This window comes from Streptomyces paludis (assembly GCF_003344965.1).
GTDB lineage: Bacteria > Actinomycetota > Actinomycetes > Streptomycetales > Streptomycetaceae > Streptomyces > Streptomyces paludis.
Window position 1 is genome coordinate 1,719,509 of the sequence record NZ_CP031194.1, and the last position, 15,661, is coordinate 1,735,169.

13 protein-coding genes and 1 other RNA gene are annotated in these 15,661 nt (G+C 70.0%); 4 read left to right on the plus strand and 10 right to left on the minus strand.

All coding sequences use genetic code 11. The annotated features are described in order from the left end of the window. Nucleotides 1-98: 98 nt before the first annotated feature. Entirely contained in the window at nt 99-1,715 is a 1,617-nt protein-coding gene (locus DVK44_RS07505; RefSeq protein WP_114658936.1) for a COG1470 family protein, read from the plus strand. Between the two features lie 69 nt (nt 1,716-1,784). Here DVK44_RS07505 and DVK44_RS07510 read toward each other — a convergent pair whose 3' ends face one another. From DVK44_RS07510 to DVK44_RS07520, 3 genes are all read right to left on the minus strand, one after another. Then, on the minus strand, nt 1,785-3,839 hold the full coding sequence (locus tag DVK44_RS07510; RefSeq protein ID WP_114658937.1) for an ATP-binding protein: 2,055 nt from the start codon (nt 3,837-3,839) through the stop codon (nt 1,785-1,787). Next, nucleotides 3,836-4,525: a DUF4255 domain-containing protein gene (locus tag DVK44_RS07515; protein WP_114658938.1), complete on the minus strand. Its 690-nt coding sequence runs from the start codon at nt 4,523-4,525 to the stop codon at nt 3,836-3,838. The genes DVK44_RS07510 and DVK44_RS07515 overlap by 4 nt, the downstream gene beginning before the upstream one ends. A gap of 297 nt (nt 4,526-4,822) precedes the next feature. Beyond that, nucleotides 4,823-5,461 (minus strand): helix-turn-helix transcriptional regulator, encoded by a 639-nt coding sequence (locus DVK44_RS07520; protein WP_114664973.1) that lies wholly within the window; start codon nt 5,459-5,461, stop codon nt 4,823-4,825. Nucleotides 5,462-5,593: 132 nt separating this feature from the next. On the opposite strand from DVK44_RS07520, the gene DVK44_RS07525 reads away from it, so the two are divergent. Further along, nucleotides 5,594-8,776, plus strand: coding sequence for a helix-turn-helix transcriptional regulator (locus tag DVK44_RS07525; protein WP_114664974.1), 3,183 nt, complete (start codon nt 5,594-5,596; stop codon nt 8,774-8,776). Between the two features lie 41 nt (nt 8,777-8,817). On the opposite strand, the gene DVK44_RS07530 is transcribed toward DVK44_RS07525, so the two are convergent. From DVK44_RS07530 to DVK44_RS37580, 6 genes are all read right to left on the minus strand, one after another. Then, nucleotides 8,818-9,864 carry an amidohydrolase family protein gene (locus DVK44_RS07530; RefSeq protein WP_114658939.1) on the minus strand — a complete coding sequence of 349 codons (1,047 nt, stop codon included), beginning with the start codon at nt 9,862-9,864 and terminating at the stop codon, nt 8,818-8,820. Between the two features lie 237 nt (nt 9,865-10,101). Further along, a complete protein-coding gene (locus tag DVK44_RS07535) occupies nt 10,102-10,392 on the minus strand; it encodes a hypothetical protein (protein ID WP_162793698.1) in 291 nt (96 codons plus the stop codon). A 332-nt stretch (nt 10,393-10,724) separates the two neighbouring features. After that, complete coding sequence (locus DVK44_RS07540; RefSeq protein WP_114658941.1) at nt 10,725-11,255, minus strand: hypothetical protein; 531 nt, start codon at nt 11,253-11,255, stop codon at nt 10,725-10,727. A gap of 323 nt (nt 11,256-11,578) precedes the next feature. Next, nucleotides 11,579-11,803: a DUF397 domain-containing protein gene (locus DVK44_RS07545; RefSeq protein WP_114658942.1), complete on the minus strand. Its 225-nt coding sequence runs from the start codon at nt 11,801-11,803 to the stop codon at nt 11,579-11,581. Between the two features lie 2 nt (nt 11,804-11,805). Beyond that, a complete protein-coding gene (locus DVK44_RS37575; RefSeq protein WP_269439575.1) occupies nt 11,806-12,015 on the minus strand; it encodes a Scr1 family TA system antitoxin-like transcriptional regulator in 210 nt (69 codons plus the stop codon). A 70-nt stretch (nt 12,016-12,085) separates the two neighbouring features. Beyond that, the gene (locus tag DVK44_RS37580) at nt 12,086-12,505 is read right to left on the minus strand and encodes a Scr1 family TA system antitoxin-like transcriptional regulator (protein WP_269439576.1); all 420 of its coding nucleotides are present in this window, start codon (nt 12,503-12,505) and stop codon (nt 12,086-12,088) included. A 155-nt stretch (nt 12,506-12,660) separates the two neighbouring features. Between DVK44_RS37580 and DVK44_RS07555 the strand changes: the two genes are divergently transcribed. After that, nucleotides 12,661-13,014: a glycosyltransferase gene (locus tag DVK44_RS07555; protein ID WP_228447028.1), complete on the plus strand. Its 354-nt coding sequence runs from the start codon at nt 12,661-12,663 to the stop codon at nt 13,012-13,014. A gap of 498 nt (nt 13,015-13,512) precedes the next feature. On the opposite strand, the gene rnpB is transcribed toward DVK44_RS07555, so the two are convergent. Continuing rightward, an RNA gene (rnpB, locus tag DVK44_RS07560) (RNase P RNA component class A) lies at nt 13,513-13,911 on the minus strand. A 137-nt stretch (nt 13,912-14,048) separates the two neighbouring features. Between rnpB and yaaA the strand changes: the two genes are divergently transcribed. Continuing rightward, nucleotides 14,049-14,861 (plus strand): peroxide stress protein YaaA, encoded by an 813-nt coding sequence (gene yaaA, locus DVK44_RS07565; protein WP_114658944.1) that lies wholly within the window; start codon nt 14,049-14,051, stop codon nt 14,859-14,861. Nucleotides 14,862-15,661 lie beyond the last annotated feature (800 nt).

A 15,661-nucleotide genomic window follows, 5' to 3' on the forward strand; every position in this document is an offset into this window, starting at 1 on the left:
GTGCGGGGTTTCAAGGGCAAGGCGCGCCACCTTTCGGGCAGCGGCGGTACCCCGCGGCTTCTGCCGTCGTCTTCCCGGGGGACAGTAACGTCCATCGGGTGACCACCTGGACATCCCTGGAGCCCGCCTCGACCACGGTCGACCCGGGCAGCAGCACCACCGTACGACTGCGTCTGCGCAACACCGGCGACGTCGTCGATGAGTACCGCTTCGAGGCCGTCGGCGACATCGCACCGTACGTCACGGTGGAACCGCCGTCCATCAGGCTCTTTCCTGGAACCACCGGCACCGTGGAGCTGACGTTCTCCCCGCCCCGCAGCCCGGACGCGACGGCCGGGCCGCATCCGTACGGGGTGCGCATCCTGCCCACCGAGCACCCCGGGTCAGCCACGGTCACCGAAGGGAACGTCACCTTCACCGCCTTCACGGAGGTACGGGCCGAGCTGGTCCCGCACACCGTCAAGGGACGCTTCAGGGGCCGGCCCAAGCTGGCCGTCGACAACCTCGGCAACACGCCGCTCACCATGTCGGTCACCGGCGGCGACAACGGCGACCAGCTGTCGTACGAGATCGTTCCCGCGAACATCCAGATCGCCCCCGGCCGCGCCGCCTTCGTCGACGCGACCCTCAAGCCCCGGCAGATCACCTGGGTGGGGCAGAAGCAGCAGCGGCCGTACGAGCTGGCGCTGCGGCGCTCGGGGACCGAGCCCCTGACCGTGGACGGAACGTACGTACAGCGCAGCTTTCTGCCGTTCTGGCTGATGACCACGCTGAGTCTGCTGCTCGCGCTCACCATCGCCGGCGTTGTGCTCTGGTTCAACTACAAGGCACCGGTCACCACCCTCGCGCGGCCGAAGATCCAGCAGGTGGGGGCCACCGCGCTGCCGGAGGAGCCACCGGAGAAGGCGCAGGAACTGACGCCCGAGAAGCCGACGTCGGAGATCACCCCCGAGCCGCCCACGACGGACGACGGTCCCGGGGACACCGTGGACACCGGGGACGGCGGCGGGGACAGCGGCGGCAGTGGCGGAGGCGGAGGCGGCGGGGACAAGGAAAAGGAGAAGGAAGAGGAGGAGGTCGAGAACGAGATCATCCCCGAGGGTCCGCTGCCCATCACACAGGCGGACAAGCCCAATCTCTTCGTGCAGTTCGCCCAGGTACGCCTGGTGGAGGGAGCGGCCGGCTGCAAGCTGACCGCCCCGCACACGGTGGGCAAGCTGGACGCGGCGACCAAGGAAGCGCTGAAGTGCTTCCAGCAGGCCAACGACCGGAATTACAGCGGCTCCAGCCGGCTGGGCGAGTTCGACGGCTACGGGTTCCTGGGCCGCAGCACGATGACCGCGCTCCTGGCGTCCCACTTCGTCGCCGTCGAGACCGTGCCGCTGAAGGACGGCGAGGCCAGCCCGGAGGTGTTCTGGGTGCGGAACATGCTGCTCTGGGGCACCCAGGCCGAGATCGACGACGGTGACCTGGAGTCGACGATCGCGTACACGAGGGCCAACATCAAGTATCTGCGGGACCGTATCCAGGACAAGGACGTCCTGACTCCGGGTCTCACGAACAGGATCAAGGAGTACCAGGGCCTGATCGGCGCCGAGAAGACCGGCGTGGTCGACCAGGCGGCGCTCACGAAGGCGAAGCACGGCTGGACCAAGGCGGCGGACTTCCCCGGCACCGTGGTGGCCAAGGACTGGCTCCCGGGACCGATGCAGTAGACCGCTGGTCAGGGTGGTCGCGCCGCGGGGCTGTGAAGCCCGCGGCGCGGCCACCAGAACGGGCTTCGTCTACCAGGACGCGTCGTCCAGCACCAGCCGGCCCGCCTTGCGGTACTCGCGCTGGGCGCCCGCCAGCAGATCCGCCGTCGAGACGGCGCCGCCCCGGTCCGCCGCCGCGTACGCGGCCGTGACGACCGCGCTGCGGATCGAGCCGCCCGCCAGCTCGAAGTCCCGGGCGCAGGACGCCGGATCGATGTCGTCGGCGCACGGGACATGGGCGAGGCTGTGCCGCCAGAGCGCCAGGCGCTGGGCCTTGTCGGGGAACGGGAAGTCGACCACCAGGTCCAGCCGGCGGGTGAAGGCGTCGTCGATGTTGGAGCGCAGGTTGGTGGTCAGCAGCGCGATACCGTCGAACGACTCCAGGCGCTGGAGGAGATACGCGCTCTCCATGTTCGCGTGGCGGTCGTTGGAGCTGCTGACCTCGGAGCGCTTGCCGAAGACCGCGTCGGCCTCGTCGAAGAGCAGGACCGCGTCCGTACGGTCGGCCTCGGTGAAGATCCGCTCCAGGTTCTTCTCCGTCTCGCCGACGTACTTGTCCACGACGGACGGCAGTTGTACGACGTAGAGATCGAGGCCGAGTTCGCCCGCGACCACCTCGGCGGAGAGCGTCTTGCCCGTACCGGAATCGCCCGCGAACAGCGCCACCACACCCCGGCCGCGCCCGCCGCCCGCGCTCAGCCGCCAGTCGCCGAGCACCCGGTCGCGGTGCTGGGCGCGCCGGACCAGTTCGCGCAGCTGCGACAGCGGGCCCTCGGGCAGGACGAGATCGTTCCAGCCGACGTCGGGCCGGATACGGCGGGCGTGCCGCTCCAGGCCGGACACGGACTGCTGCCGGGCCGCGAGCCGCAGATGCGCGGCGGACAGCTCCGTACCGTCGAACGCGGCGAGGTCCAGGGCCGCGCGGGAGGCGCGGTCGATCCCGCCGGGTCCGATCCGGTACGCGGCGACGACCGGCGCCAGGTCGAAGCCCGGCTCCTCGGGGCCGAGCGCCGCCCGCCAGGCGTCGAGCGCGCCGGCCCGCTGCCGGGGGGCGTCCAGCACGAGCGGGTCGGGCCCGCCCTCGCACCACTGGGGGTCGTACGGGCGCGGGTCCGCGAACACCACCGGGACATCGTGCACCGCCAGCGCCCGGACCAGCTTCTCCGGCCTCTCGGGCAGCGAGGTCACCACGATCGCCTGCCCGGTCAGCCGCGCCTCGCGGAGCAGTTCCCGGTACGGGAGGCGCTCCCCCGTCGCCCGGTCCGCCGACGTGTGGTCATCGGGGCGGTGGTCGTCCTGGGGGTCGCCCGCCTGATGCCCCGGGGTGAGATGCAGGGCGTCGATACCGGCCGCGTCCAGGGCGACGGTGGCGCAGGCGAGCCCGTCGCCGTCGCGGTGTTCGCGCAGGTAGACGGTGAGCGGGCGCGCCGAGAGCGCCTCGGCCAGCCGCCGTACCAGCGGGTCGTCGCCGTGCACCGGGCCCGCGCTCCGCGGGTACGGCAGCGGGCGTACGGTGCCGCCCAGCGCCGGGTCCGGGGTGTCGTCGCCCAGCAGATGCGCCACGACCCGGTCGGGCACGCGCAAGGAGCGGCTGAGGAAGGGGCGTTCGGGCTCCTCGACCTCGATCAGCGCCCGCGCGAGCAGCGGCGCGGCCGGGTGGAGCCGGGAGCGGCCGAAGGCGGAGTGCGTGGGCAGGCCGCAGAGTTCGAGCGCGAGCGCGACGGTCGCGCGGCGACGGGTGACGTCGTCGTTGAGGTAGCCGTACAGCGACTCGAAGGTACGGTCCAGGTCGGGCGCGAGCGCGATCAGCAGGATCTGCATGTCGAGCGGGCCGAAGCCCAGCCGGCGGGCGAGTCGGTGGAGCCGGTCGTCGGGGTGCGGCTCCGGGGCTTTCGGCTCTTCCGCCTCTGCCGGCCCTTCCGGCTCGAACAGCAGGTGCCGTACCCGGTCGTCCGTCAGATACATCCCGCGCATCGGGTCGTTGGCCGTCGGGTCGGTGGCGCTGCGCCGGTCGACCAGGAGGGCCACCCGGTCGCGGAGTCGCGCGAGCCGTTCGAGCAGAGGGTAGGAGGGGTCGCCGCTCATTTCCGCTGCTCCGGAACCGCTCCGCTCGTACCGTTCCTCCTCACGAAGTCCTCCTTGGCGGCGGCGAGGGCCTCCGGGCTGAGGTAGTGCGTGGGACTGTCGTCGGGCGCACCGCCCCTCCCCCGTATCTGCACACCGAGGCCCTCCGTGACCGGCGGACCGACCCGGTATTCGGGGGACGCCAGGAGGGGCGCGGTGATCACCACGTCGAGCGAGGGCTTGAGTTCGCCGTTGAGCGCGGACCAGATGTCCGCGAGCGAGCGCGCCTCCGTGTGCGTTCCCGAGACCGACAGCGGGATGGAGAGCTTGAGTCCGGCGAGGGACCCGGTCAGTACCTCCGGCGGGAGGATCTCCCAGGGCAGCAGTGTGTGCAGTACCGCGGAGAGCATCCGGTGTTCGTCCTGCGGGCGCTTGGTCCAGGCGGTGACGAGATACGCGAGCCGGAACCAGCGCGGTGGCTGGCGCTGATGGACGGCGATGCCCCGCTCGTCACGGACCGACACCGCGCCACGCTGACGGCGTGTGGTGTCCTCGCGGATGTCGTAGAGATACGCGTCGATGGTCGGGGCGTTGCGCCGGGCCGCCCAGTCGCGTGTCGGGGCGTCGAAGACGACTTCGACGTCGGACCCCGCGAAGGCGCCGCGGGTGAGGAGTCCCCGGAGGATGTCGTCCACCTCGTGGATCACGGTCGTGCAGCCCTTCGCTGTCGCCGTTCGCCGTCCGGCCGCTCGTCACCGAACGCCCCGTCGCCGAACGACCTGTCACCTGTACCCGATGGGGAGGCCGCGCGAATAGGTGGGGCGGCCTCTTACCTGTACTCGATTGCATGTCGTCGTGGGCGCCTCGGCATGGTGCGCCCCAGCCCATCATCGCCGTCCGGACGCCCATCCCGCGAGCCGCCGGGGGGACGATCAAGGGGCAATCCCCCTGCCCCCGCGCCGCCCCATCCCTGTCCTCAGGGCCCTTGACTCACTCGCGAACCATCAGATGTAGCCTTCCCGCAAGGCATACGCCACGGCATGGGCGCGGTTGCGGAGTTGCAGACGGGTCGTGAGACCGTGCATGACGTTTTTGACTGTGCGTTCGGAGTACGACAGTTTGCTGGCAATCTCCCCGGTGTCCATCCCCTCGGCCACGAGCCGGAGCACGTCGACCTCGCGCGGCGCCAAGCCGGAGCCGGTGGTTCCCGACGGGCCGCCGGTGCCACGCTGTAACGTGCCGACCTGGGCAATGAGTCTGCCCAGCAGGTCGGCCGGCAGATCCCCGTCGCCCCGGGATGCCGCGAGCACCGCTTGGAGCAGCCGGTGGCCGGTGGCCTCGCGCCGCCAGACGATCGCGCCGACGCCGTACTCGATCACCTGGAGCAGCTCCGCCTCCCGGATCAGGCTGGTGACGAGGACGGCCTTGGTGCCGTCCGTACGGGTCAGCCGCCTCAGCCGCGAGAGCGTCGGTTCGTCCAGTCCCTCGGCGAGCAGGACCGCGACCGTGCCCTGCCGGCCCGCGCCCTCGTCGACCAGCTCGATCTCGGCCTGCGGGCGGAGCTGGCTGACCGCTCCGTCGTGGGAGAGGGGATCCGAGGCATGGATCTCCACCGGAATTCTGACCGGAGTTCGCAGAACCATGCCCATACGTCCTTACGTCTTGCCTCAGCGGAACAACCGATTCCTGCCCCTGACCACCCTTCCTTCGCTGATAGGACGACCACAACCGTGGCCCACCACGAGACCGACCACGAGATCGGTGGAAGGTTCCCCATGACGGCGAGTCCGGATCAGGCGGCGAACCCGCCACCGGCCCGCCCGCCGGCACCGTGCTGTCAGCCGGCCGCCGCCGTGCCGCCCGCCGAAGCCGCTGTCGTACCGTCAACGCAGGTCAAGGAACCTCCCCCGGCCCCCGCCACAAACCACACTCCGTCCCCCGCCCCGTCCTCCACCCCATCCCCCGTCACCGGCCCCGCCTCGGCCGGGCTCCTGGAGCGGGAGGCCGCCCTGGAGCTGCTGACCGCGGAGGCCGAACGGACCCTGCGCGGCTCGGGACGGCTGGTCCTGTTCCGCGCGCCCACCGGTACGGGCCGCAGCGCGCTGCTGGAGGCCGCCGTCGAGCTGGGCGCGAAGCTCGGCATGCGGGTGCTGCGGGCCCATGCCTCCGCCGAGAGTTCCGGCGTCCCCCTCGCCCTCGTACGGCAGCTCCTCGAACGGCCGCCCGGTCTCGGCGGCCTCGGCGGTCTCGGCGGCCTTGGCGACGACACCCCGGAGACCCCGCACCACCTCGAACTCCCGGCCAGGCTGTGGCAGTTGCTCTGTGCGCACGCGGCCCGGTCGCCCGTGCTGGTCGCCGTGGACGACGCGCACCTCGCCGACCCCGAGTCCCGGCGCCTGCTGGCCGAGGGGGCCCGGCGGCTGACCGGGATGCCGGTGCTGATGGTGGTGACCGAGCGCGGGCAGTACGACATCGCCCCGCCGACACCGGGCCTCGCGTACTCGCTGCCCCCCGACGCGGTCCGGGTGCACCCGGTGGCGCCGCTGAGCCGGCGCGCCGCCGAGGAGCTGATCCGGGGCGCCCTGGGCGCGGACACCAGTGACACCTGGGTGGACGGCTGCGTACGGGCGGGCGCGGGCAATCCGCTGCTGCTGCGCGCCCTGCTCGACGATCTGCGGGCGGTCTTCCCGGACGGCGTCGGACCGGAGCCGCAACTGCCTCGGAACAGCGCGGAGTTGTATCCGGGGGCGTTCGCAGCGGCGGTCTCGTGGTGGCTGGAGAGCACGGGCCCAGGAAGCACCGCGGTGGCGCGTGCGCTCGCGGAGCTGGAGGGCACGGACGTGGAGGGCGGGGAGTACGGGGCTCCCGGCGGCCCCGGAACGCCCGGCCCCCGCGCAGACGCCCAGGACCAGGACGACCAGCCCGACAGCAGCGCCGGCGCCGGCACCGGCCCAAGTCCCCACCCCGGAAGCGGTATGGGCAACAGCGGTATGGGACACAACGCCATGGGACACAACGGCATGGGCCACAGCTTCGACGCCTTCCTGGCGGAGCTGACCCGGGCCGATCCCGCCCGCGTCGGCGGCTGGATCGCCGCGATGATCCGGATCGGCCTGCTGCGCCGCGCCCCCGGCAGCGGCGCCCCGCGCTTCGCGCACCCCCTGCTGCGCGGCGCGGTCCTCGACGGCTGGCCCCACGCGGACCGGCAGGCCCTGCATCTGCGCGCGGCCGAACTGCGCCAACGCCGGGGCGACGGTGCCGAAGCCGTGGCCGGCCATCTGCTGCGTACCACCCCCGGCGGTACGGCGTACGCCGTCAAGCCACTCCTCGACGCGGCGGCCGACGCGGCCAGGGCCGGCCGGACCGGTGCCGCCGCGCACTATCTGCGCCGCGCGCTGGACGAACCGCTGCCGCGCGAGCGCCGGGCCGCGGTCCTCACCGAACTGGGCGAACTGGAGTTCGCCGCCGAACGGTCCGGCGAACGGTCCGGCGGGATACCCCTGCTGGCCGAGGCGCTGCGCCTCCAGGAGGAGCCCCGGGAACGAGTGCTGGCCGCGGTCACCCTTGGCAGCGCCCTGACCAACCGGGGCGATCCGCACGCCGCGCTCGACGTCATGCGCGATCTGGGCGCGCTGGACGGGGAACCCGTCCTCGCCCGTACGGTCCAGACGGCGTCCGCGTTCTTCTCCGACCACGACCGGGAGATCCGGCGGGCCGTCTACACCCGGCTGCGCGAGAGCGCCGAGCACGCCCCGGAGCAGATCAGCCCGGCTCTGCGCGCCCTGCTGATCCGGTACGAGGCGACGGCCGGGCTGCTCTCCGCCGAGTCGGCCGTACGGCAGATCCAGCATCTGCTGGCGGCCCCGGAGGATCCGCTGCTGGTGCCGTATCTGCTGGGTACGGCCGCCGCCGTGACACAGTGGGCCGACGCGCTGGACCACGCCGAGCGGATCATCAGGAACGGGCTGACCGAGCACCGGCTGTCGGCGCTGCACCCGGTCCACGGGGCGCTGCTCAACACGCGGCTGGACACGGCGGCGGCGCGCGGGCGGTACCGGTGGGTGCTGGAGGAGACCGCCGGCAAGATCCCGGCGCCCGGCGAAGCACCCCGTACCGGAGCGAGCAACTTCCTGGCCCACCGCGTCCTCGCGCTGGTCGAGTGCGGCCGTCCCGCCGAGGCGGAGCGGCTGACCGCCGGGGTCAACGTCAAGGACGCGTACGACAGTTGGGAGCTGAACCGCTTCCTCTACGCCCGTGGTGTGCTGCGTGCGTCCGTCGGTGACGCGGCGGGGGCCCTGGACGACTTCCGCGAGTGCGGCAGGCGCCAGCTCGGCCGCGGTGTGGAGAGCCCGGTCGTCACACCGTGGCGCTCGGCCGCCGCCGAGTGTCATCTGCTCCTCGGCGAACCGCAGGAGGCCCTCGCGCTCGCCGAGGAGGGATACCGGTACGCGGCCGTGTGGGACACCCCCCGGGTCAGGGGCCGCGCGCTGCGCGCCCTGGGCGCGGCCACCGGCGGCCGGCGCGGTCTGGAACTCACCGCCGAGGCCGTCGCCACCCTGCGCGGCACCGCGCTCGAAGTCGAGCTGATCCCCGCGCTCATCACCCACGGCCTCCAGCTCACGGCCGCCGGTCAGCCGGGCCAGGCCCGCCCGCTGCTCAGGGAGGCCGCGGCGGCGGCCGAACGGCTGGGCGCGGTACGGCTGTCGGGCGACGCGGACCAGGCCCTGCGCGCCAGCGGCGCCCGCCGCACCAACGCCTCGCTGACGGGCCGGAGTTCACTGACCGCGAGCGAACGCCGTATCGCCACGCTGGCCGCGGGCGGCCGGACGAACGCCGAGATCTCCGAACTGCTGCATGTGGCGCTGCGTACCGTGGAGACCCATCTCACCAGCACCTACCGGAAGTTGGGCATCAGGCGGAGGGCGGACCTGCCGACGGCGCTGGACAATGAGACGTAGTAATAAGCCAAGGGACCGCACGGTACGGTGACCCCCGGGTGTCACCGCGCCGCGCACACCTCAGGGGCCGTACGGTCGATACCGAGGAGCCTGAAGTAGTTCCGGCCGAGGGCGATGCCGCGGAACGCCTCGTCCCCCAGGGCCTTGTTGATACGGCTGGTGACCTCCAGCTCCTCCGCGTAGACCTGGTAGTCCTTGTTCGCGGCGGCCACGAAGTCGGTGCCGGGAATGGCCCTGGTCGGATAGCGGTCGAGGAACGCGGCGTATTTCTGCCGTACTCCCGGCTTGCTGAAGTACTGGTCCTCCAGCACCCGCCAGCTGAGGTCCAGTGTCAGCCGGGGGTAGCGGTCCAGGAGCCTCTTCATGATGCCGATGTGCTGATCGGGGTTCATGGTGGAGAGTTCCTTGGACAGACCCATGTGCGCCCAGACGATTTTGTTCTGGGGATAGCGCCGGAGGGTCTCCTCCATCAGCGGGAGATACTTCGTCGGCTCGGCGTCACTGCCGAGATCCGAGTGAATGGTGATCGGAATGCCCCGGTCACGCAGCACCTTCATGAACGGCGCCCAGTTCTTGATGTTCTCGCTGGTCGCGGGCTCGTGCTGGTTGGGGAAGAGGGCCTGCTTGACGAGGTTGACCTCGCCGGCCCAGCGGAACGCCCCGGGGAATTCCTTGTCGTAGAGGTCGATGCCGCTGGGAATGGTCTCCGGGTGGTTCAGGTCCATGAAGGTCATGGAGAGCGCGAGTTCGGGATCCTCGGGCCGCTCCTCCAGATAGTTCGCGGCGTTGACGAAGTCGTTCTTCATGCTCGGTGTCACGGGGACCCCGGGGCAGTCGAGATAGTACGTACAGCCGGAGTCCACCGGCAGCGTCTGCCCGATGCCGTACATGCTCGCGTAGCGGACACCGCTCTTGTGCAGATAGCCGGTGAGTTCCTCGAACGGAATCGCCTTGCCGCCGAACGGACGGGTGTGCAGGTGACTGTCGACGACCGAGGTATAGGGCTCCCGCGCCCGGTCAAAACACGCGTCCAGAGCCAGCACCGACCCCGCACCCGCCGGAGAGACACCGATGGCCACGGCCGTCATCACGGCCCCCGCGACCGCGAACCGCCTGCCGACCCGAAATGTACGATTGATGATAAACCTCCGGTGCGCCAGGCGAATTGAAGAATTGACGCCCGGGATTCTCGCGGCTGACCACCCAACCGTTCCGCAGAACCGGGCAACCGGAAGACACAAACACCCGGATAGGTGAACGCCGACCACACAGGCAACCCCAGAGGCCCCGGTCGGCACGGAACCGGGGCCTCTGGGGGGCGGTGATCAGGCGCGGCAGGTCAGCCGCTGCTCGGGACCTTCGACCGGTCCGCTCGCGAACCAGGTGCCGTTGGAGTTCTTGAGCTGGCGGGTGGTCACTCGGCCCCGGTAGAGCTGGTTGTCACCCACCGAGCACTTCCACTCGGCGGTGACCACCGTCGCCGAGGCACCCGGGCCCGAGTACTCCTCGGCCGCCTTGGCCACCCAGATACCCAGGGCCCGGTACTGAAGCAGGTACCCCCTGAGCCTGATGTCCCCCTTCTGGTTGCACACCAGGGAGGCGCTGGTCTTGATCATGCGGTCCACCGTGAACGGCTTGTACATGCTCAACTTGCAGCTGGGAGCGGCCTGGACGGCGACCGTCCCGGCGGCCTTGGCGATACCGAGCGCCCCGGGGTCCCTGCGGGGGCGCCGATATCCGGCTTCCCGATATGCCTTCCAGCAGGCCAACGTAGCCGTTCACGTCCTGGCCTGTGGCGGTGGCGGGCTCACCGACCGGGCCCCTCTCCCTCGGATCGGCGGCCCCAACCGAGCCCACAGGGAAAGCTCTTTCAGTGACAAGTCACTTACGAGGACGTGGAGTTACCGGAATTCACTATTCCTGTTCACCGCACTTCCGTCAGCTCCTCTTAAGGTCCTGGAGTCGTGTCGAATCGCCCGGGGTGGCCGGCCGGGAGCGAAACGTCGTGCCGCGCCGCCGCGTAGAACCTCTCGCGGGCCAAGCGCTGATTCGCGAGCAAGGCCGACCAGGCATCCGGATCACGGGTCTCGTCCCGCACGAACCGCTCCATCGCGGCGATCGTCCTCGCCCACGCGTGCGCCACGTCCACAACCTCCGAGGCTGCCAGCAGCAGAACCATCTCCCATGCCTGGTCACGGGCCTCGGACGCACTGGCCAACCGCGGATTCGCCTCCGCCGGCGCCAGAGGCTGCGGATGCGGGTCGTTGCCGAAGTGAGCCGAGACCCTGAACAGCACGCTGATTATCGCCTTGAGTGACCTGGCGTAATCCGTATAGGCGGTCAAACGCCGATCCTCCCACCGAGCCGCCTGCTCACGACGAAACCGCGCTCGATCGCCGAGAGTGACCGCCAGATAGGAGCCAAGGGCACCGACGACTACGCCGATCAGCGCCGGAACTTGCTGGAGGAAGGCCGACATCGCAGCACCGTATCGGCATAGTCGAACGCCGTCCCCTCCATGCAGAACAAACGGGTCACGCCCCTGAACACTCCGCCCGCCCCTGGAACGCGGACATGACCTTCGAAGAAGGCTTCCTCCCCTCGCGAAGCCGACACGTGATGCACGGGCCCCACTGCTTCGCTACCGCCTCGGCTGGCCCGACTCACTGATCGACCGCCCACCTGATCGATGTCTGCTACGTGGACAGTTACGACGAGCTGCACGCCGTGACTTGAGCAGCTCGACAGGCTCCGTAGTTCTGCTTCAAGACTACGGAGCCTCGGGTGTGCGGGTGTTGCGGGTCAGGGGAGGAGAAGGTTGCGCTGGCCCTTGGACACCCCGCCGGTGAAGGCGCGGTAGTCGTCTTCGGAGATGACAAGGATCTTGGCCTCGGGGTCGCCGACGTCATTGGAGTCGCGGAGGGCTACCACGCCGTCCACGAATGCGATCTCCAGGCAGTTGTCGCCACCGTTGCTCTGGTCACTCTTGACCCAGGCCGCGTTGGTGAGATCGACCTTCTTGTTCATGCTCAGTCCTTGATCAAGTCGTGAATGTATCGCCGGGAGGCGTCCGCATCGAGGGCCTCGCTGCGGAGATGGTTGAACGCCGTCTCGTAACGACCGATGTCGCTATCTTGCTCCAGGTAGATGGCGATTGTCAGCGGCTCCACCACGGCGACCGGCGGCCCTGCGAGGAAGGTGTAGGAGATGGAAAGGGCCATCGATGCCGGCGCGGCCACCGCGCTCGTTCGACAGACCCTGTATCGCTACGTTCTTGTGCTCCTCCGTGACAACGAGCAGATGCTTCAGTTACGCCTTGACCTCGCCGCCGCCAACCTGCCGATGGAGCGCGGCCTCATCCAGTACGCACCACAGGTGCAGTGGGTCTTTCCGCGTAAGTGCCTGCTGACGCGCCATCCGCAGCTCTACGAAGTTGTCGATCTCCCGCCCGGTCTGCCACGTCCGGCTCCGCTCCACAACCGCCTTGGCGTAGATGGGAGTTTGAAGCAGGCCCGGCACGACGTACGACCAGGTCTCGTTCCGGCTGGCCGGCTCTTCGAGGTGCGGGTACTCGGCGAAGGGATCGCGGATGGACTGGTGGTACTGCTCGAACAGGTTGCTCCGCTTGCCGGACAGCGCCAGCAAAGCAATGGTGCGAATCTTGTGCTTTCGAAGGTCATCAGTGAGGCCGCAGACCTCGAAGTATCCCGCCAGGGTGATCGCCGGCACTCGCTACTTGCCGTTCTCGATCTTGCTCAGGGCTGAAGATCCGGACAGTTCCAGGGCCGTGGCCGCTTCAGACAGTCTCATGCCTGCCGGGTTCCGAAGTGCTCACGGCCGTTGACTTAACGTTTCCGGCCCTTCACCGCGAAGGTGAGCTCTTCGTGCTCGGTCGATCCCGTTCCGAGGCGCTCAGACCGGAGAAACTACGCAAGCGACTCGACATCCCGGCGGACACGCCTGTTCTCCTGGTCTTCTGCGGCAGCAGCGGATCCCAGCGCATCAACGACGCCGTACAGAACCAACTCAGCTCCCTGTGCGCGCGCTTCGCGGTCGTACACGTACGAGGGAAAGGCAACCTCACGCCCGCCCTCAAGGCGTGCACGGAACTGGCCGCCGGCCTCAACCGGACCACGCGGGAACACCTGGAGCCGAAAGATCTCTACCGAGCTGCCGATCTGCTCGCACGGGAGACCATCGCCGCCGCCCGGCCAAGGCGCAGTCGTCGCGCCCGATAGCTCTCAACCGTCGTGGGCCTTGATCGGCACAAGCCCGGGGATGGCCTGATGGCAGTAGAAGTCGGACGTCGACGAGGCCACAGCAACAGTCACAGTAAGTAACTTTCCGTATCGGAGAGCAATAGCGCCGCAACACTACCGCCCAGCTCAACCGCACCACATCAGCCGCCCACGAGGCTGGAGGGCCAGACGCCGTTGACCACCTGACGACGCGATGAGCCCAGAGGACAGGGGTCGAATCCGCGGGCACCCTCGCGGGGCAACTCACAGCCGCGTGGCAGGATCTCTGTGCCGACAAATCGGCCTCAAGCCGCCTCGAACCCCTTGGTCAACGGCACCCCAGACACCTCCACCCCTGGGGCTTTTCAGGGACTTTCAGCTCTGCCGGAGGGACTTCCGAGGGACTTTTCGTCGCCTAAGACAGTAAGCCACTGAAAGATCAGAAAGGGCCTCCGACGCAGGTCAGAGGCCCTTTCTGAGGAAAACCGCAGATGGCGGCAGACGAGTCGGGCTGTACGCCGGGTTCTGTCTCCCGGTCGCCTCGCGGCGGCCGGGGAGGCGGCCATCCATCTAGGACCGGCGTTGCCGCCGGCCTCGTGCGGTCTACCCGCGGACTCGGGCGGGCAGCCCTCGAACGTCCGCGCAGGAGCGCCGTAGCGTTCCCTCTTGACCTTGCTCCGGGTGGGGTTTACCTAGCTGCCCAGGTCACCCTGGGCACTGGTGGTCTCTTACACCACCGTTTCACCCTTACCGGGGACCGAAATCCCCGGCGGTCTGTTTTCTGTGGCACTGTCCCGCGGGTCACCCCGGGTGGGCGTTACCCACCACCCTGCCGTGTGGAGCCCGGACGTTCCTCGGCAAGATCGAAGATCTTGACGCGGCCGTCCGCCCGGCTCGTCTGCCGTGCGTGCCATGTTACCCGGCGGCCGCGGGCGGGAACGCCTCAGCCGCCCGGGGCGCCTGATCACCCCGGGCCCCCGGCTCCTGACTACGCTGGCACGGATACGCCCCCGCACCGTCCGAGGAGAAGCACCGTGCTCGTCCTGCTGCCGCCGTCCGAAGGCAAGGCCCCCTCCGGACGGGGAACTCCGCTGAAGCCGGAGTCCCTCTCCCTGCCGGGGCTGGCCGGGGCGCGGGCCGCCGTGCTGGACGAGCTGGTGGAGCTGTGCGCCGCCGACGAGGAGAAGGCGCGCCAGGTGCTCGGGCTGAGCGAGGGCCTGCGCGGCGAGGTCGCCAAGAACGCGGAGCTGCGTACGGCCGGCACCCGTACGGCAGGCGAGATCTACACCGGCGTCCTGTACGACGCCCTCGGCCTCGCCACCCTCGACCCCGCCGCCCGCCGCCGCGCGAACGCCTCGCTGCTGGTCTTCTCGGGGCTGTGGGGCGCGGTACGGGTGAACGACCGCATCCCGTCCTACCGCTGCTCAATGGGCATCAAGCTCCCGGGCATCGGCGCACTGGGCACACACTGGCGCACCCCGATGCGGTCGGCACTGCCGGAAGCGGCGGGCGACGGGATGGTGCTGGACCTGCGCTCCGCCGCGTACGCGACGGCCTGGAAGCCGACGGCCGCACTCGCAGGCCGCACGGCGACCGTACGGGTACTCCACGCCCGCGTCGATCCGGCGACGGGCGCGGAGAAGCGGTCCGTGGTCAGCCACTTCAACAAAGCGACAAAGGGCCGCCTGGTACGAGACCTGCTGACCTCCGGCGCCCGCCCAAAAACGCCGGCCGAACTGGTCGAGACCGTAAGGGACTTGGGCTACACGGTCGAACCGAAGCCCCCTGCGGCCGGGCAGCCGGACCGACCGTGGGCGCTGGACGTGGTGGTACGGGAGATCCACTGACGCGGGAGGGGAGGGGAGACAGAGAACGAACGCTTCATCTGCGTGTAGTTGGGGGTGGAGCGGGGGGGCTGCTTACGGGAGCGAGGTGCTGGCGCTGGGCCGCCCCTCCTTTCGCCAGTGTCGCGCCTCCAGGGGAGGTGTAAAGGGCGCTCCTCCGTCGCGTCGGCTACGCCGATTACGCTTCGCTCCACCCTTGACACCTCCCCTTCCGGCGCGTGTACGGAAGAGGGGGGGCGGCCGGGGGAAGGGGACCCAAGGGGTCCGCTGTCCTCTCGGCCGGTTTAGGGTCCGGCGGGCCGGTGGGCCCTGCGGGGCTGCGCGGCAGAGGAATGGGGCTGCCCGGCTGGTCTCGGCGGCTGACGGCCGTCTGTTCCTCAGACACATGCCCCGCTGGGCGCCGTTGTGTGGGTGGTGGGGTTGCCGGGGCGTGGGTGGCGGCAAGTGGGTCCCTGAAGGCCGCCCATGCGTCCAGGAATGCCGCTAACGCACCTGAGGACACATGTGCCGTCCGAGGAGGCCCTCAACCTCTCACCAAACCGCCCCATATGGGACATGCGGGTGGGGTGTCCGGCGAACCCGTCCGCCTTCCGGGCATGTCCTGGCCAACCTGCGGCCGTTAGCCGCTGAGGCTCGCCGCGCAGCCCCATTTCCCTTCCGCGCAGCCCCGCAGGGCCCACCGGGCTGTCAGCCCCTGAGCCGAGTGGCAGTACGGCGCCACCTCCTGGGCCCCCCTTCCCCCCGGCCGCCCCTCCCGCACCTGCACTTGCGGCTCCGGGGGAGGTGTCAAGGGCGGAGCGCAG